The organism is Streptomyces sp. BoleA5 (genome assembly GCF_000373665.1).
Taxonomy (GTDB): Bacteria; Actinomycetota; Actinomycetes; order Streptomycetales; family Streptomycetaceae; genus Actinacidiphila.
On record NZ_KB892107.1, the window covers coordinates 62,023 to 78,681 of the forward strand.

The 16,659-nt window shown below is 74.2% G+C and carries 14 protein-coding genes and 3 pseudogenes; 11 read left to right on the top strand and 6 right to left on the bottom strand.

Annotated features, from left to right (window positions below; translation table 11 throughout):
• Positions 1 to 43: 43 nt before the first annotated feature.
• From B085_RS0121365 to cobC, 6 genes and pseudogenes are all read left to right on the top strand, one after another.
• On the top strand, positions 44 to 2,059 hold the full coding sequence (locus B085_RS0121365) for a putative cobaltochelatase (protein WP_018560624.1): 2,016 nt from the start codon (positions 44 to 46) through the stop codon (positions 2,057 to 2,059).
• Complete coding sequence (gene cobO, locus B085_RS0121370) at positions 2,059 to 2,655, top strand: cob(I)yrinic acid a,c-diamide adenosyltransferase (RefSeq protein WP_026251293.1); 597 nt, start codon at positions 2,059 to 2,061, stop codon at positions 2,653 to 2,655. Before B085_RS0121365 ends, cobO begins: the two co-directional genes overlap by 1 nt.
• Positions 2,649 to 4,010 carry a cobyrinate a,c-diamide synthase gene (locus tag B085_RS0121375; RefSeq protein ID WP_018560626.1) on the top strand — a complete coding sequence of 454 codons (1,362 nt, stop codon included), beginning with the start codon at positions 2,649 to 2,651 and terminating at the stop codon, positions 4,008 to 4,010. Before cobO ends, B085_RS0121375 begins: the two co-directional genes overlap by 7 nt.
• A pseudogene (locus B085_RS0121380) lies at positions 3,980 to 4,393 on the top strand (cobalamin biosynthesis protein); the annotation flags it as partial. The gene B085_RS0121375 and the pseudogene B085_RS0121380, both read left to right, overlap by 31 nt.
• Before the next feature lie 152 nt (positions 4,394 to 4,545).
• Positions 4,546 to 4,776, top strand: a pseudogene (locus B085_RS50945) (CbiX/SirB N-terminal domain-containing protein); the annotation flags it as partial.
• Positions 4,777 to 4,893: 117 nt separating this feature from the next.
• On the top strand, positions 4,894 to 5,919 hold the full coding sequence (cobC, locus tag B085_RS0121385) for an Rv2231c family pyridoxal phosphate-dependent protein CobC (protein ID WP_234018634.1): 1,026 nt from the start codon (positions 4,894 to 4,896) through the stop codon (positions 5,917 to 5,919).
• A 43-nt stretch (positions 5,920 to 5,962) separates the two neighbouring features.
• On the opposite strand, the gene B085_RS43265 is transcribed toward cobC, so the two are convergent.
• The 6 genes and pseudogenes from B085_RS43265 to B085_RS0121415 all read right to left on the bottom strand — a co-directional run bounded on the left by B085_RS43265 (position 5,963) and on the right by B085_RS0121415 (position 11,854).
• The gene (locus tag B085_RS43265; RefSeq protein WP_078620002.1) at positions 5,963 to 7,195 is read right to left on the bottom strand and encodes an ABC transporter substrate-binding protein; all 1,233 of its coding nucleotides are present in this window, start codon (positions 7,193 to 7,195) and stop codon (positions 5,963 to 5,965) included.
• Positions 7,196 to 7,263: 68 nt separating this feature from the next.
• Positions 7,264 to 7,536, bottom strand: a pseudogene (locus B085_RS47265) (protein kinase domain-containing protein); the annotation flags it as partial.
• Positions 7,537 to 7,734: 198 nt separating this feature from the next.
• Entirely contained in the window at positions 7,735 to 8,811 is a 1,077-nt protein-coding gene (locus B085_RS49435) for an SCO1860 family LAETG-anchored protein (RefSeq protein ID WP_018560632.1), read from the bottom strand.
• A gap of 213 nt (positions 8,812 to 9,024) precedes the next feature.
• On the bottom strand, positions 9,025 to 10,134 hold the full coding sequence (locus tag B085_RS0121405; protein ID WP_018560633.1) for a Hint domain-containing protein: 1,110 nt from the start codon (positions 10,132 to 10,134) through the stop codon (positions 9,025 to 9,027).
• A gap of 118 nt (positions 10,135 to 10,252) precedes the next feature.
• The gene (locus B085_RS0121410) at positions 10,253 to 10,750 is read right to left on the bottom strand and encodes a DUF1877 family protein (RefSeq protein ID WP_063741055.1); all 498 of its coding nucleotides are present in this window, start codon (positions 10,748 to 10,750) and stop codon (positions 10,253 to 10,255) included.
• A gap of 3 nt (positions 10,751 to 10,753) precedes the next feature.
• Complete coding sequence (locus tag B085_RS0121415) at positions 10,754 to 11,854, bottom strand: amidohydrolase family protein (protein ID WP_018560635.1); 1,101 nt, start codon at positions 11,852 to 11,854, stop codon at positions 10,754 to 10,756.
• Between the two features lie 69 nt (positions 11,855 to 11,923).
• Between B085_RS0121415 and B085_RS0121420 the strand changes: the two genes are divergently transcribed.
• The 5 genes from B085_RS0121420 (at position 11,924) to thpD (ending at position 16,524) form a co-directional block, all read left to right on the top strand.
• Positions 11,924 to 13,009 (top strand): pyridoxal-phosphate-dependent aminotransferase family protein, encoded by a 1,086-nt coding sequence (locus B085_RS0121420; protein WP_018560636.1) that lies wholly within the window; start codon positions 11,924 to 11,926, stop codon positions 13,007 to 13,009.
• Positions 13,010 to 13,379: 370 nt separating this feature from the next.
• Positions 13,380 to 13,874, top strand: coding sequence for a diaminobutyrate acetyltransferase (gene ectA, locus B085_RS0121425; RefSeq protein ID WP_037732170.1), 495 nt, complete (start codon positions 13,380 to 13,382; stop codon positions 13,872 to 13,874).
• A gap of 48 nt (positions 13,875 to 13,922) precedes the next feature.
• Positions 13,923 to 15,194, top strand: coding sequence for a diaminobutyrate--2-oxoglutarate transaminase (gene ectB, locus B085_RS0121430; protein WP_018560638.1), 1,272 nt, complete (start codon positions 13,923 to 13,925; stop codon positions 15,192 to 15,194).
• Between the two features lie 19 nt (positions 15,195 to 15,213).
• The gene (locus B085_RS0121435; protein ID WP_018560639.1) at positions 15,214 to 15,612 is read left to right on the top strand and encodes an ectoine synthase; all 399 of its coding nucleotides are present in this window, start codon (positions 15,214 to 15,216) and stop codon (positions 15,610 to 15,612) included.
• Positions 15,613 to 15,618: 6 nt separating this feature from the next.
• Entirely contained in the window at positions 15,619 to 16,524 is a 906-nt protein-coding gene (thpD, locus tag B085_RS0121440; protein ID WP_018560640.1) for an ectoine hydroxylase, read from the top strand.
• Positions 16,525 to 16,659 lie beyond the last annotated feature (135 nt).

A 16,659-nucleotide genomic window follows, 5' to 3' on the forward strand; every position in this document is an offset into this window, starting at 1 on the left:
TCCGTGAGAACCGCCGCAATGTCCGTTCGACCCAGGAGGCCGCGTGAGCACCCCTTACCCCTTCACCGCGATCGTCGGGATGGCGGACCTGCGGCTGGCGCTGCTGCTGAACGCGGTCAGCCCCGCGGTGGGCGGTGTGCTGGTGCGGGGTGAGAAGGGCACCGCCAAGTCCACCGCCGTGCGGGCGCTGTCAGCGCTGCTGCCGGCCGTCGAGGTCGTCCCCGGCTGCCGCTTCGGCTGCGACCCGGCGGCAGCGGACCCGGCGTGCCCGGACGGGCCGCACGGCCCCGACGCCGGCCGCGAGAGCCGGCCGGCGCGCATGGTGGAGCTGCCGGTCGGCGCGTCCGAGGACCGCCTCGTCGGCGCCCTGGACATCGAACGGGCCCTGGCGGAGGGCGTGAAGGCCTTCGAGCCGGGGCTGCTGGCGGACGCGCACCGCGGCGTGCTGTACGTGGACGAGGTCAACCTGCTCCACGACCACCTGGTGGACCTGCTGCTGGACGCGGCCGCCATGGGCGCCTCCTACGTCGAGCGCGAGGGCGTCTCGGTGCGTCACGCCGCGCGCTTCCTGCTCGTCGGCACGATGAACCCCGAAGAGGGCGAGCTGCGGCCCCAGTTGCTGGACCGCTTCGGTCTCACGGTGGAGGTCGCGGCGTCACGGGAGACCGAGGAGCGGGTGCAGGTCGTCCGGCGGCGCCTCGCCTACGACGCCGATCCGGCGGGCTTCGCCGCCGCCTGGCGGGGCGAGGAGCGGGAGCTGCGGGAGCGCATCGCGGCGGCACGGGCGCTGCTGCCGTCGGTCTCGCTCGGCGACGGCGCGCTCCGCCAGATCGCCGCGACCTGTGCGGCCTTCGAGGTGGACGGGATGCGCGCGGACATCGTCATGGCGCGCACGGCGACCGCGCTCGCGGCCTGGGACGGGCGCACCGAGGTGACCGACGCCGACGTGCGGCAGGCCGCGCTGCTCGCGCTGCCGCACCGGCGCCGCCGCAACCCCTTCGACGCGCCGGGCCTCGACGAGGACAAGCTCGACGAGACCCTGGAACGCAACCGCGGCGAGGACGACGACCCGGACCCCGGCCCGGACGGCGGCGGACCGGACGGCGGCGGGCGCCCGCCCCAGGGCGACGACGGCGCCCCGGACCCCGCGCCCGACATCGCCCCGCCCAGGGAGCCGGCGGACGCCGGTGCCCAGCCCGAGCCCGCGCAGGCACCGCAGGGCGGCGTGGGCGAACGGGCCGCGGTGCCGGCGGCCGAGCCGTTCAAGGCCCGCGCCCTGACCGTTCCCGGCCTCGGCGAGGGCGCCGCGGGCCGCCGATCCCGGGCCCGTACCGCGCACGGCAGGACGACGGGCGCGCGGCGGCCCCAGGGCGCCCTGTCCAAACTGCACCTGGCCGCCACTGTGCACGCCGCCGCCCCGCACCAGCGGGCGCGCGGGCGCGGCGGCCCGGGGCTGGTGATCCGCCGGGACGACCTGCGCGAGGCGGTCCGCGAGGGCCGCGAGGGCAACCTGGTGCTCTTCGTCGTCGACGCCTCGGGGTCGATGGCCGCCCGGCAGCGCATGAGCGCGGTCAAGGGCGCGGTGCTGTCGCTGCTGCTCGACGCCTACCAGCGGCGCGACAAGGTCGGACTGATCACCTTCCGCGGCGCGACGGCGGAGCTGGCGCTGCCGCCGACCTCGTCGGTCGAGGCGGGCGCGGCCCGCCTGGACAGGCTGCCCACCGGCGGCCGCACCCCGCTGGCCGCCGGGCTGCTGAAGGCCCACGACGTGCTGCGCGTGGAGCGGCTGCGGGACGCCTCGCGCCGCCCGCTGCTGGTCGTGGTCACCGACGGCCGGGCGACCGGTGGCCCCGAGCCGGTGCGCACGGCCGGGCGCGCGGCGCGGCTGCTGGCGGCCGAGGGCACCGCCTCGGTGGTCGTGGACTGCGAGTCCGGCCCGGTACGGCTGGGGCTCGCGGGCGAGCTGGCGCGCGAACTGCACGGCACCGCCGTGACGTTGGACGAGCTGCGCGCGGACAGCGTCGCGGCACTGGTACGGGATGTACGGAGGGCCGCGTAATGCCACAGGGACAGCCGAGCGTCGTGCCGCAGGACGGCCTGACGACCCGTCAGCGCCGCAACCGGCCGCTGGTGATGGTGCACACCGGCACCGGCAAGGGGAAGTCGACGGCCGCCTTCGGGCTGGCGCTGCGGGCGTGGAACCAGGGCTGGCCGGTCGGGGTGTTCCAGTTCGTCAAGTCCGCCAAGTGGAAGGTCGGGGAGGAACGGGCGCTGCGCGTGCTCGGCGCCTCCGGCGAGGGCGGCAGTGTCGCCTGGCACAAGATGGGCGAGGGCTGGTCCTGGGTGCAGCGGGACATCACCGAGAGCGAGGACGCCGCCCGCGAGGGCTGGGAGCAGGTCAAGCGCGACCTGGCGGCCGAGACCTACCGGCTGTACGTGCTCGACGAGTTCGCCTACCCGCTGCACTGGGGATGGATCGACACCGACGAGGTGGTCTCGGTCCTGCGCGACCGGCCCGGCACGCAGCACGTCGTCATCACCGGCCGCAACGCCCCGCAGCCCCTGCTGGACTTCGCGGACCTGGTCACCGAGATGGGCAAGGTCAAGCATCCGATGGACGCCGGCCAGAAGGGCCAGAAGGGCATCGAGTGGTAGCCAGGCTCGTCGTCGCGGCCCCCGCCTCGGGGAGCGGCAAGACCACCGTCGCCACGGGCCTGATGGCCGCCTTCGCGGAGGCCGGGCTCGCGGTCTCCCCGCACAAGGTGGGCCCCGACTACATCGACCCCGGCTACCACGCCCTGGCCACCGGCCGCCCGGGCCGCAACCTGGACGCCTACATGTGCGGCCCGGAGCGGATCGCGCCGCTGTTCCTGCACGGGGCGCGAGGGGCCGACCTGGCGGTCGTGGAGGGCGTGATGGGGCTCTTCGACGGCGCCTCGGGAATGGGTGAGCTGGCCTCCACCGCGCATGTGGCGAAGCTGCTGCGGGCGCCGGTGGTGCTGGTGGTGGACGCCTCGTCGCAGTCCCGTTCGGTGGCGGCGCTGGTGCACGGCTTCGCCTCCTGGGACCCGCAGGTGCGGGTCGCCGGCGTCATCCTCAACAAGGTCGGCTCCGACCGGCACGAGGAACTGCTGCGCGACGCCCTCGACGGGGCGGGCGTGCCCGTGCTGGGCGCGCTGCGGCGCGACACCGCGGTCGGCACGCCCTCCCGGCACCTGGGCCTCGTCCCGGTCGCGGAGCGGCGCGCGGACGCCCTCGACGCGGTGCGGGCGCTGGCCGCCCGGGTGCGCGAGGGCTGCGACATGGAGGCGCTGCTGGCCCTGGCACGCAGCGCTCCCCCGCTCACGGACGAGCCCTGGGACCCTCGGGAGGCGGCGGCCGGCGCGGCCGCGCCGGGCACCCGGCCGGTGATCGCGGTGGCGGGCGGGGCGGCGTTCACCTTCTCGTACGCCGAGCACCTCGAACTGCTCGACGCGGCGGGAGCGGAGGTCGTCACCTTCGACCCGTTGCGGGACGAGCGGCTGCCGTCCGGTGCCGAGGGGCTGGTCATCGGCGGCGGCTTCCCCGAGATGTACGCCCACGAACTGTCCGCCAACGAACCGCTGCGCGGGGCCGTCGGAGCCTTCGCCGGTCCCGTGACCGCGGAGTGCGCGGGCCTGCTCTACCTCGGGCGGGAACTGGACGGACGTCCCATGTGCGGGGTGCTGGACACCACGGCCCGCATGTCGGACCGGCTCACGCTGGGCTACCGCGAGGCGGTCGCGATCGCCGACAACGCGCTGGCGGCCGCCGGGACCCGGGTGCGCGGCCACGAGTTCCACCGCACCGTCGTGGAACCCGCCGCCGGCGCCACCCCCGCCTGGGGCCTGATCCGGCCGGAGCGGCGCGTGGAGGGCTTCGTGCGGGGCGGCGTCCACGCGTCGTACCTGCACGTCCACTGGGCGGCGGAGCCGTCCCTGGCGCGGCGGTTCGTCGCCTCCTGCGCGGGCGGGGCGGGCGCGCCCTCGTGAGCGTCGTCGTCGGTGTGGGCGCGGCCCGCGGTGTGACGGGGGCCGAAGTGCTCGCGCTCGTACGGTCCGTGCTCGCCGAGGCCGCACTTCCGGAGGCGTCCGTCACGGCGCTGGCGACCGTCGACGGCAAGGCCGGGGAGCCGGGCCTCGTCACGGCGGCCGAGCGGCTGGGCGTTCCCCTGGTGACGTACGACGCGCGTACGCTGGCGGCGGTCGACGTGCCGAGCCCCTCGGGCGCGGCGCTGGCCGCGGTCGGCACACCCTCCGTGGCGGAGGCGGCGGCGCTGGCCGCCGCGCCCGGCGGCGAACTGCTGGTACCGAAGAGGAAGTCCGCCCCCGGGGGCGGTACGGCGAAGGCGACCGCGGCGGTGGCCCGGCACCGTACACCCGAGCACGGCACGCACGGCACGCACGGCACGCACGGCACGACGGAGGAGACGGCACCGTGATCAACCGGCCCGAGGACGTGCTGGAGCGGCGCGTCGACGCCGCGCTCGGCGGCGGCCGCCGTACGCCCCTGGACCGGGCGGCGACAATGGTGCTGCTCGTCGGCGCCGGCTCCCCCGAGGCCGCGGACAACGCCGAAGTGGCCCGCACCGCAAGGCTGTTGTGGGAGGGCCGGGGCTACGCGGGCGTGGAGAGCGCCTTCCTGACGACGGCGGCGCCGGACGTCCCCGCGGGCCTGGAACGCTGCGCGCGGCTCGGTGCCCGGCGGATCGTGGTGCTGACCGGCTTCCCGGCGGACGCGGCCCTGGAGGAGCGGGTCGCGCAGCAGGCGGGGGGCTGGGCAGAGGCGCGCCCCGAGGTCGAGGTGCGGCACGCGCCGGCGCGCGACAGCGGCGGCGGACGGCCGGAGCCCGGCGACGGTGACGGCGAGCACGATCTGCGGCACCACGGCGACGCCGAGGTCCGCGACGGCGGCGACGACCTCACCGATCTGGCCGTCAACGTGCGCGCCGGCACACCCCCGCCATGGCTCAGGGAACGCCTCGCGGCCACCCTCGACGGGCTGGCCGGCTACCCGGACGACCGCGCCGCGCACCGGGCCGTCGCCGCCCGCCACGGCCGCCCGGCCGAGGAGGTGCTGCTCACGGCGGGTGCCGCGGAGGCGTTCGTCCTGCTGGCCCGCACCACCCGGGCCCGCCACGCGGTCGTCGTCCACCCGCAGTTCACGGAGCCGGAGGCGGCCCTGCGCGACGCCGGGCATCCTGTGCACCGCGTCGTGCTGCGGGCGGCGGACGGCTTCCGCCTCGACCCGTGGGCGGTACCCGAGGCCGCCGACCTGGTGGTCGTCGGCAACCCGACCAACCCCACCTCCGTACTGCACCCCGCGGCGGACCTCGCCCGCCTGGCCCGGCCGGGCCGCACCCTCGTCGTCGACGAGGCGTTCATGGACGCGGTGCCCGGCGAGCCCGAGAGCGTCGCCGCCCGCCGCGACCTGCCCGGCCTGGTGGTGCTGCGCAGCCTCACCAAGACCTGGGGCCTGGCAGGCCTGCGGGTCGGCTACGTCCTCGGCGACCCCGAGCCCGTGGCGGCGCTGCGCCGCGCCCAGCCCCTGTGGGCGGTCTCGGCCCCAGGCCTCACCGCCGCCGAGGCCTGCTGCGCCCCCGCGGCCCTGGCGGAGGCCGAGGAGGCGGCCCGCCGGACCGCCGCCGACCGCGAGCACCTGCTGCGCCGGCTCGCCGAGTTCGACGACGTCGAGGTCGCCGGCCCGGCCCACGGCCCCTTCGTCCTGCTGCGCCTGCCGGGCGCGGCCTCCGTCCGCGCCCGCCTGCGCGAACTCGGCTTCGCCGTCCGCCGCGCCGACACCTTCCCCGGGCTCTCCCCCGACTGGCTCCGCATCGCCGTCCGCGACCCCGCCACGACCGACCGCTTCGCGGCCGCGCTGTCGAAGGCGCTCGACGGCTGACGCGCAGCCGCCGGGCGAGCCCTGGGAGCGGGTCCACCCCGGCTCAGCCCTTGACCCCCAGGGCCGGGTGGACGTAGGCGTTGGTCAGGCGGTCGGAGCGGTAGTTGAGGCGGCGGTCGTAGAGGAAGGGCAGCAGCGTGCCGCGGTCCTGGGCGGTGGAGTCGACGGTCCTCCAGAGGTTGTCCGCGGCGTTGCGGCTGGTCTCGGAGTCGGCCTCGTTCATCAGGGAGTTGATCTCCCGGTCGTCCAGGCCCGCGTAGTTGCTGGGGCTGTCCGGCAGCAGCAGCGGGCGCAGGAATCCGGCCGGGGAGGGCCAGTCGGACTGCCAGGTGGTCAAGACGATGCCCCAGCCCTTGTCCTTGATCTGCTGCTGGTCGGCGAGGGCGGCGTAGAAGTCGGCGGCGTCGGGTGTCTGCACGGTCGCCTTGATGCCCACCTCGGCGAGCTGGCCGGCCAGGGACTGCGCGACCTTGCGGGCGGCCGGGTCGCCGCCGGACACGGCGACGACCGTGCTGAACCCCTTGGCGCGGCCGCATTCGCCGAGGAAACGCCGGGCCTGCTCGGGGTAGGAGCCGCCGCTGACGGTGCCGTAGGTGTCGAGGTGCCGGTCGTGGCCGCCGATGGTCGGCGGCAGCATGCCGCCGGCGACGTCGCCCGCGTCCTGGCCGCCCAGGGCGTCGCGCAGCAGGCTGCGGTCGGTGGCGTACTGGACGGCCCAGCGGCAGCGGTAGTCGTCCAGGGGCGCGACGGCCGTCTGCAGGGAGAAGTAGCGGACGGCGCCGGTCTGCACGAGGTCCACGCGGGGCGTGAGCGAGTCGTCGGCGAGGACCCGGGTCCGCGTGGCCTCCTGGAGACCGGTCTGGGCGAGGTCGAGGTCGGCGGTGCCGTTCATCAGGGCGGTGTCCACGGCGGCCGCGTCCACGGCGATGGTGAGCTCCACCTCGTCGGGCAGGGCGGTGCGTATCGCGTCGGTCGCCGGGTCCCACGTGTCGTTGCGCACCAGGCGCAGCCCGGCGGCGGCGTCGTAGGAGGCGATGCGGTAGGGGCCGCTGGCGACCGGCTGGTCCTGGTAGTGCTCCTTGGTGTCCTTCGCCTTCGGGACGGGCGAGGACATGGGCAGCGCCAGGACGTGGGGGAAGTCCGCGAAGGGTGAGTCGAGGTGGAAGACGATCGTGCGGGCGTCGGGGGTCTCGACGCTCTTGAGGCCCAGCCCGTCGGGGTCGGTGTCCTTGTAGGGGCCGGTGTAGTCCTGCCCTTGGTCGAGCAGGTCGCGCAGGTGGTGCGGACGGCCCGCTCGATCTCCATCGGGGTCTGTTCGCGGGCGAGTTCGGCCAGGGTGCGGCCCTCGATGTGCTCCATCACCAGATACGGCACGACCGCGTCGTCCGTGGTCACCTCGTCCTGGTCGTGGACGGTGACGATGCCGGGGTGGTCGAGCGCGGCCGCGGCACGGGCCTCGCGGGCGAAGCGGCGCCGTGCCTCGGGGTCGCGGGCCAGCTCCGGCAGAAGCGTCTTGACGGCCACGGTCCGGCCGAGCCGGGTGTCGTACGCGAGGTGGACCCGAGCCATGCCGCCGGAGCCGAGCAGGGCCCGTAATTCGTACCGTCCCCCGAACATGCGATCCCCCGGCCCCGTCCGCGACGGGCGCGCGAACACTCCCAACAGGGTAGTGGAAAGTACCCTTTTCGGACGCTCGCAGACCGGCGCGAGGGGCGCGGGGCGGCGGCGGAGAGCACGTGGAGGGCGGCTCCGGACACTCAGCCGCCCTCCACTTCCCCCCTCACCCCTGGTCCCCCCGGGGTCGACCCGGGGTCGTCAGTCCCGGGCGCTCTCGGCCGCCGGCCTGCGGCGGGTCTTGCGGATCACGAGGAATCCGGCGGCGAACAGCAGCACCGAACCGCCCGCGAGGTACGGGGTCATGGAGCTGCTGCCGGTCTCGGCGAGGTCGCCGGTCGCCGCGGGCGCGGCCTGCGGGGACTGCTCGGCGCGCGCGGACTCGGAGGGCTCGGATGACGGCGTGGGCTCCGCGGACTGCGAGGGCTGCTCGGACTCGCCCCCGGTCTGCGGCTCCTCGCCACCTCCACCGGAGTCCTCGCCGCCGTTGCCGCCGTTGCCACCGCCGCCGTTGCCACCACCGCCGTGGTGTCCACCACCACCACCGCCGCCGTGCCCGCCGCGGCGGGGGGTCTCGCAGGTGGCCCCGGCGAGGGTGACGGTGCCGCTCACCTCGGCGACGCCGAGCTTGAGCGGGTTCACCTCCACCGACAGTTCCAGTGCGGTGGCCGCGGCGCTGCGCGAGGTGACGGTCTTCTTGGCGAGGTCGAGGCGGACCTCGCCCACACCGGGAACCTTCACCAGGGTGGTGCCGCCGGCCGAGACGGCGACGCGCTTGCCGAGGACGACGACGTGGCCGGGCATCTCGACGTCGGCGACCGGCCTGCGGCCGGCCGCGCACGTGGCGCGGGCGGAGATCAGGTCGGCCTTGACCAGCCCGAGGAGCGGCAGTCCGGGCAGGTTGACGCGCGCCTTGACGAGCTTGGCGTAGCCCTCCGCCTTGTGGCGGTCGACGGTGGCCCGGGCGGTGGCGACGTCGGCGCGCAGAACGCTGAACGGCCTGCCGCGATCGACCCCGTCGAGGGTGGCGGTCAGCGCGGTCTCGTCGGCGCTCGCCGGTGCGCGGACCTCGTTGAGCGTCAGGTTCAGCGGTACGTCGACGGACTTGCGGAGCAACGAGACGTCCAGGCCGGTCCGCAGGACGACCGCGCCGGCCTTGCCGGACGAGCCGTGGGTCCCCCCGGTCGCGGCGGCCGGGGTCGCGGGCCCCAGCGCGAGGGCGCCCGCCGCCAGCGCGACGGCGGCCCCCAGCGCGGCGGCGGGACGGCGCGCGGGCATGCTGAAGGGAGAGCTGGACACAGTGGAAAACCCCCAAATGGTCATGGAGTCGCCGCGGCGCCGCTGAAGGGGACAGCGCGCTCGCCGGGGCGACCTCGACCCCGTAATGATTTACGTACGGAGAGTGAACCGGCACCCACCTGGGCCCGGTTCACTCCAAAGGGTGGTTTTCGTCCCCGTATTCGAAACCTGCGGCACACGCGTTCCCGTGTGTCACACCTGCGATCGTGCGTATTCGAGCAGCTTGGCGAAGTCGAGCGCGCCGGGGTCCCCGTGGGAGTTGTGGCACAGCAGCCCGCGCGCCACGTAGGTACGGGCCGAGGTCGACAGCGAGGCGATCGGCTGCTCCCCCAGGGGCTCGACCGCGAGCACCTCCGCCTCGCCGGTGACCTCGGCGACGACGGCGCCCTCCCAGGCACCCTCAGGGGCGCCCTGCCGGTCGGCGAGGGTGACGATCCGGTGCTTGAACGGGGTCAGTTCACGGCTGGTCACCCACGCGTCGCCGTGCGGCAGCCGCACCAGCCAGGGATGGTCGGCCGTCGCGACGACCTCGCCCCGAGCCGTCGTCACCCGGTACGAGTCCTTGCGCGCGGGGTCGTTGCGGGTGACCACCCCGCAGCGGAGCCGGCGCCGCCCCTGCCCGGCCCCGGCGACCTCGGCGTCCTCCTCGTCGAAGCAGGCGATCTCGTCCCCGACGGCCAGTTCGGCCGCCCGCGCCCAGCTCAGGTCGGCGCGGAGCACCGGGGTGTCGGGGTGCACGCAGTTCTCCGGCACGTGCTGATGGCCGCAGACCCCGCGGAAGGCGTTCCACTCCCGCCCGGTCATCCGCTGGCCGCCCGCGTTCCCGTACGAGCGGGGGTAGGGCAGCCAGAGCTTCGGACCCTTCAGGGGCACTCCGTGGTGGGTGTGCATCCAGGCGAGGAACTCGGCGAGTTCGCGCAGCGCCCACTGCGGGGCCTTGGGCCAGTAGATGTGCCGGTTGGCGGTGCCCCAGTCCTCGTGCCGCTCGGGGTCGCAGGTGCCCACCAGCTCCACCTGGCACACGTTGAGGGTGTTGGTCTCCACCCCGCCGGGCCGGTTGACCAGGGCGCGCGAGGAGATGTCGATGTCGAAGTGCTGGTACCAGACCAGCTTCTCGTCCTCGAAGTCCGGTCTCGCCGTCAGGTTGGGCGCGCTGCCGCCGCCCCCGTACGTCGGCACGCTGCGGCCCTCGGTGGTGTGCAGCACGAGGGCGTTGACCTCCATCGCGTCGCCGCCGTAGTCGTCCTGGTACCAGTACCTTCGCGAGGCGCCCGGGTACTTCTGCGGTCCCTGCCTGGTCATGGTCGTTCCCCGTCCCGTTGCGGATTCCGGTAGGACCGATGGCAGCACGCGGAGCGGGGAGGGACGGGGCGAACCCGCCCAGGATCACCCGAATTGGGGCGATGGGATCATTCGGGGCTCAGAACCAGAAGCACTTCACTACTGTGTGCCCCTCGGCTGCGGCGCGGGTGTAGAAGGTCCGCAGCCCCTCGTGCAGGGGCCGGACGACCCCGTCACGGACCCGGGCTTCGTCCCGTCCCCGGAAACCGGCCATGACCGCCGTCCCGCCGGATGCCCACAGCGCGTCGAAGGACACCCCGTCGAGGAACCTCGCGGCCTCCCCGACCTCCCCGGGACCGAGCACGAGGATCGGGGGGTCGACGTCCCGTGGGTCCTCGACGACGATGCCGCCCGCGACGGGGAGGGCGCCGGGGCCGTCGGCGCCTCCCGGCGCGGCGGGCTCGCTCGTGCAGAACCGGTCGACGAGTTCGAAGTCCTTCTCGATGCTCACGGCGATCCCCGCCTCGGCCTCCTCCTCGTAGTTGTCCCAGGCCTCCGCGAGGAACTCCGCCAGGTGCGCATAGGCCCGCGGCAGTCGGGACCCGGGAAGGGCGCGCAGATGCATGTGGTAACTCACGCCTCACCCCACCACGCGGCCGCGCAGCACGATGCGCCGGGGCGCGGTCAGCACGCGGACGTCGGCCCGGGGGTCCTCCGGATAGACGACCAGGTCGGCGGGGGCTCCCTCGGTGAGGCCGTCGCGGCCGAGCCACTCGCGGGCCGACCAGGTGGCGGCGGACAGCGCGTCGAGGGCGGGCAGGCCCGCGGTGACCAGCTCGGCGACCTCCGCGGCGACGAGCCCGTGGGCGAGGGAGCCGCCCGCGTCGGTGCCGGTGAAGATCCGGATACCGGCGTCGTGGGCCGCGCGGACGGTGTCGTAGCGGCGGGCGTGGAGCCGGCGCATGTGGTCCGCCCAGCGCGGGAACCTGGCCTGGCCGCCGTCCGCGAGGTCCGGGAAGGTCGCGATGTTGACCAGGGTGGGGACGATGGCCACGCCGTGCTCCGCGAACAGCGGGATGGTGTCCTCGGTGAGCCCGGTGGCGTGCTCGACGCAGTCGATGCCCGCCTCGACCAGGTCCCGCAGGGAGTCCTCGGCGAAGCAGTGGGCGGTGACGCGGGCGCCCTCCTCGTGGGCGGCGGCGATGGCGGCCTCGACGGCGCCGCGCGGCCAGCAGGCGGTGAGGTCGCCGGCGTCGCGGTCGATCCAGTCGCCGACCAGCTTGACCCAGCCGTCCCCGCGCCGGGCCTCCCGGCGGACGTAGGCGACCAGGTCCTCGGGCTCGATCTCCCAGGCGTAGTTGCGGATGTAGCGGCGGGTGCGGGCGATGTGCCGGCCGGCCCGGATGATCCGCGGGAGGTCCTCGCGGTCGTCGATCCACCGCGTGTCGGAGGGCGAACCCGCGTCGCGGAGCAGCAGGGTGCCCGTGTCCCGGTCGGTGAGCGCCTGCTTCTCGGACGTGCCCGGGTCGACGGGGCCGTGCTGGTCGAGGCCGACGTGGCAGTGGGCGTCGACCAGCCCGGGCAGGGCCCAGCCCTCGACGGTGGTGAGGTCGCGGAGACCGGCGGGACGCTCATAGGTGACGCGCCCGCCGACCACCCAGAGCTCGTCCCGGACGTCCTGCGGCCCGGCCAGGATGCGGCCCTTGATGTGGAGCGCCTGCGACGCCTCGCGAACAGCCATGTCAGCACTGTACGAGCCGCCGGATACCCTCGGGCCGTACACCCCCTCGACGAAGGAAGCGGCGCCACCGTGTCCCACCCCCTGCTCGACCTGCCCCCGCTGACCGCAGAGCGCTTCACCGCGATCGAGCGGAGAGTCGCCGCGCTGCTGCACACGGAGCAGGACGTCGTGATCACGCAGGGCGAGGCCCTGCTGCCGCTGGAGGGCTGCATCCGCGGCGGGGCGCGGCCGGGCTCGACGGCGCTGAACGTGGTGACCGGGCCGTACGGCCAGACCTTCGGCAACTGGCTGCAGGACGCGGGCGCCACCGTGGTCGACCTGGAGGTGCCCTTCCACGCCGCCGTGAGCGCGCGGGACGTCGAGCGGGCGCTGGCCGCCCGCCCGGAGATCGACTTCGTGTCGTTGGTGCACGCGGAGGCCGCCACCGGCAACACCAACCCGGTGGCGGAGATCGGCGAGGTGGTCCGGGCGCACGGGGCGCTGTTCATGGTCGACGCGGTCGCCTCGGTGGCGGCCGAGCCGCTGCTGGTGGACGCGTGGGGCGTGGACCTGTGCGTGATCGGCGCCCAGAAGGCGATGGGCGGGCCCGCCGGGGTCTCGGCGGTGTCGGTGAGCGAGCGGGCGTGGCGGCGCCTGGCGGACAACCCGGCGGCGCCGCGCCGTTCGTATTTGTCGTTGCTGGACTGGAAGGACCGCTGGATCGACGCCGGGCGCAGGGCACTGCCGCACGCTCCCGCGCAGTTGGAGATGCTGGCGCTGGAGGCCTGCCTGGAGCGGATCGAGGAGGCCGGACTCGACACGGTGATCGCCCGGCACCGCGCCGCCGCGGCGGCCACCCGGGCGGGTGCGGCCGCGCTGGCCGCCGTCGAGCCGTACGTGTGCCGGGACGCGGACGCCGCGCCGGTCGCGACGACGCTGCGCACCCTGGACGGGGTCGCCGCCGACGGGCTGGTCGCCCGCGCCCTGGCCCTGGAGCCGGGGCTCCCGCTGGTCGCCGGCGGCGGGGCACTGGCCAAGGAGATGATCCGGGTCAACCACTACGGCCGGGACGCCGACCCCGCCGTGGTCGTCCGTACGCTGCGCACGCTGGCCGGCGCCCTGGAAGCGGACCCCGAGGCGGCGGTGGCGGCGGCCGAGGCCGCCTGGCGGGTCTGACCGCACCGCATTCCCCAGGGGCCGTCCCCGCCGTCGCGAACGGCGGGGACGGCCCTTTACGTACGGGCTCCGGAATTCCATACCAGCTTGACGGCGGGGAAATTCCGAGTAATTATCCAGCGCAACACCGAAGGTATTCCGCATTCAACTCCTGCCCCGGGATCACCGCTTCAAACGCCAAGATTTCATCGACACCGCGTGATGATTTCGAGGATGTGACCGAGCCCACAACACCATCCTTCCGCCCCGAAATGTCCGGGCAAAGGAACCCATCCCGGCTGCCTCCGCGCGCCTGATATCAGTGGCGTCCACACGCCACAAGGCCCGCGCGGCATGCAATTCGGAATTCCGCCCGCTACGTTGTCTCCGCATGACCGCCGCTAGGGAATTGCTGCTCGACACCCCGGGAATCGAGGACGGCGCCGCACTGTGGCGCATCGCCCGTGATTCCCGGACCCTGGACCTGAACTCCCCGTACAGCTATCTGCTGTGGTGCCGGGACTTCGCCGGCACCTCCGTGGTGGCGCGTACGGCGCACGGCGAACCGATCGGCTTCGTGACCGGCTACGTCCGCCCCGAGCGCCCCCGAACCCTCGTCGTCTGGCAGGTCGCCGTGGACGAGGCGCACCGCGGCCGGGGGCTCGCGGCCACGATGCTCGACGACCTCGCACAACGGGCCGCCGCGTCCGGCGTCCGCGAGGTCGAGACCACGATCACCCCGGACAACGAGGCCTCGCACCGCCTGTTCACGTCCTTCGCCGCCCGCCACGGAGCGCGGACCGAGCGCGGGGTGCTCTTCGACACGGCGCTGTTCCCCGAGGACCACCGGCCCGAAGTCCTGTACCGCATCGGGCCCCTCGTCTGACCCGGCCGTCCCCGCCCGACTCCTCCTCCCCCACAGAAGGAATGCACGGTGACCATCACCCCGCCCGCCACGTCCGTCTTCGAGACCCTCGAGTCCGAGGTCCGCAGCTATTGCCGCGGCTGGCCCGCCGTCTTCGACCGCGCGCAGGGCAGCCGCATCTTCGACGAGGACGGCCACGACTACCTCGACTTCTTCTCCGGCGCCGGCGCCCTCAACTACGGGCACAACAACCCCGTGCTCAAACGCGCCCTGCTCGACTACCTGGAGCGCGACGGCATCACGCACAGCCTGGACATGAGCACCACCGCCAAGCGCGCCTTCCTGGAACGCTTCCAGGACGTCGTCCTGCGCCCGCGCGGCATGGACCACAAGGTGATGTTCCCGGGACCGACCGGCACCAACGCCGTCGAGGCGGCGCTGAAGCTGGCCCGCAAGGTCAAGGGCCGTGAGTCCGTGGTGTCCTTCACCAACGCCTTCCACGGCATGTCGCTGGGCGCGCTCGCCGTCACCGGCAACTCGATGAAGCGGGCCGGCGCCGGCGTCCCCCTGGTGCACGGCACTCCGATGCCCTTCGACAACTACCTCGACGGCCGCGTCCCGGACTTCCTGTGGTTCGAGCGGCTGCTGGAGGACCAGGGGTCCGGCCTCAACCAGCCCGCCGCGGTGATCGTCGAGACGATCCAGGGCGAGGGCGGCATCAACGTCGCCCGTCCCGAGTGGCTGCGCGGCCTGGCCGACCTGTGCCGGCGCCGCGACATGCTGCTGATCGTCGACGACATCCAGATGGGCTGCGGCCGCACCGGCCCGTTCTTCTCCTTCGAGGAGGCGGGCATCGTGCCGGACATCGTGACCCTCTCCAAGTCGATCGGCGGCTACGGCATGCCCATGTCGCTGACCCTCTTCCGCCCCGAACTGGACATCTGGGAGCCGGGCGAGCACAACGGCACCTTCCGCGGCCACAACCCCGCCTTCGTCACCGCCACCGCCGCCCTCGACACCTACTGGGCGGACGGCGGGAGCATGGAGAAGCAGACCCTCAAGCGCGGTGAGCAGGCCGAGGCGGTCCTGCGCGAGATATGCGCCGAGAATCCGCGCTCCGGCGCCCGCTACCGGGGCCGCGGCCTGGTGTGGGGCCTGGAGTTCACCGACCCCGGCCGGGCCTCCCGGGTCTGCGCCCGCGCCTTCGAACTGGGCCTGCTGCTGGAGACCTCGGGCCCCCGCGGCGAGGTCGTCAAACTGCTGCCCGCCCTGACCATCACCCCCGAAGAGCTCGACGAGGGGCTGCGCACCCTCGCCCGCTCCGTCCGCGAGACCGCCTGACGAGAGGAACCGTCCCACCGTGATCGTGCGAACCCTGAAGGACATCGAGGGCACCGACCGGGATGTCACCGCCGAGACCGGCACCTGGCGCAGCAAGCGCATCATCCTCGCCGACGACCGCGTGGGCTTCTCACTGCACGAGACCGTGATGTACGCGGGGACACAGACCTCCATGTGGTACGCCAACCACGTCGAGGCGGTGCTGTGCGTCGAGGGCGAGGGCGAGCTGACCGACGACGAGACCGGCGAGAGGCACCGGATCTCCCCCGGCACGCTCTACCTGCTCGACGGTCACGAACGGCACACCATGCGCCCCGAGACCGACCTGCGCTTCGTCTGCGTCTTCAACCCGCCCGTCACCGGGCGCGAGGTGCACGACGAGAACGGCGTCTACCCCCTGCTCACCGAGGGAGCGTGACCAGCGATGACCACCGCGACGACGACCGGCCCCACCACTGACCTCTACCCCACCCGCGGCACCGCCGAGGTGCTGACCCCGCGCCAGGACCCGGTCGTCTGGGGCGGACCCGACACGAGCGGCCCGCTCCAGCCGTCCGAGCTCGGCGACTTCGACCGCGACGGCTTCCTGCCCGTCGACGCGCTCATCGGCCCCGAGGACGTGGCCCGCTACCACGCCGAGCTGGAGCGGCTGTGCGCCGACCCGGCCGTGCGCGCGGACGAGCGGTCCATCGTGGAGGCGAAGTCCCAGGACATCCGCTCGGTCTTCGAGGTCCACAAGATCAGCCCGGTCTTCGCCGAGCTGGTCCGCGACCCCCGCGTCGTCGGCCGCGCCCGGCAGATCCTCGGCTCCGACGTCTATGTCCACCAGAGCCGGATCAACGTCAAGCCGGGCTTCGGCGCCTCCGGCTTCTACTGGCACTCCGACTTCGAGACCTGGCACGCCGAGGACGGACTGCCCCGTATGCGCGCGGTCTCGGTCTCCATCGCGCTGACCGAGAACCACGACACCAACGGCGGCCTGATGATCATGCCGGGCTCGCACCGGACGTTCCTGGGCTGCGCGGGCGCGACGCCGGAGGACAACTACAAGAAGTCCCTCCAGATGCAGGACGCGGGCACCCCCTCGAACGCGGCCCTGACGGAACTGGCAGGCCGGCACGGGATCCGGCTGTTCACCGGGCAGCCCGGGTCCGCGGTCTGGTTCGACTGCAACTGCATGCACGGCTCGGGGGACAACATCACGCCGTACCCGCGCAGCAACGTCTTCATCGTCTTCAACAGCGTGGAGAACAGGGCCGTCGAGCCCTTCGCGGCGCCTGTGCGGCGGCCCGAGTTCATCGGGGCGCGCGACTTCACGCCTGTGCGCTGACCCTGCGGGGGGGCGGGTTCTGGGTGCGGTGGGTTGGTGTGTGCGGGCGCGTTGTGGTTGCGGTCGGGGTTTCTCCCCCGACCGCCCTCCCTCCCCCAGCCTTCGGCCGGGGGGACCCCCGCCTCCCCCGCCCCC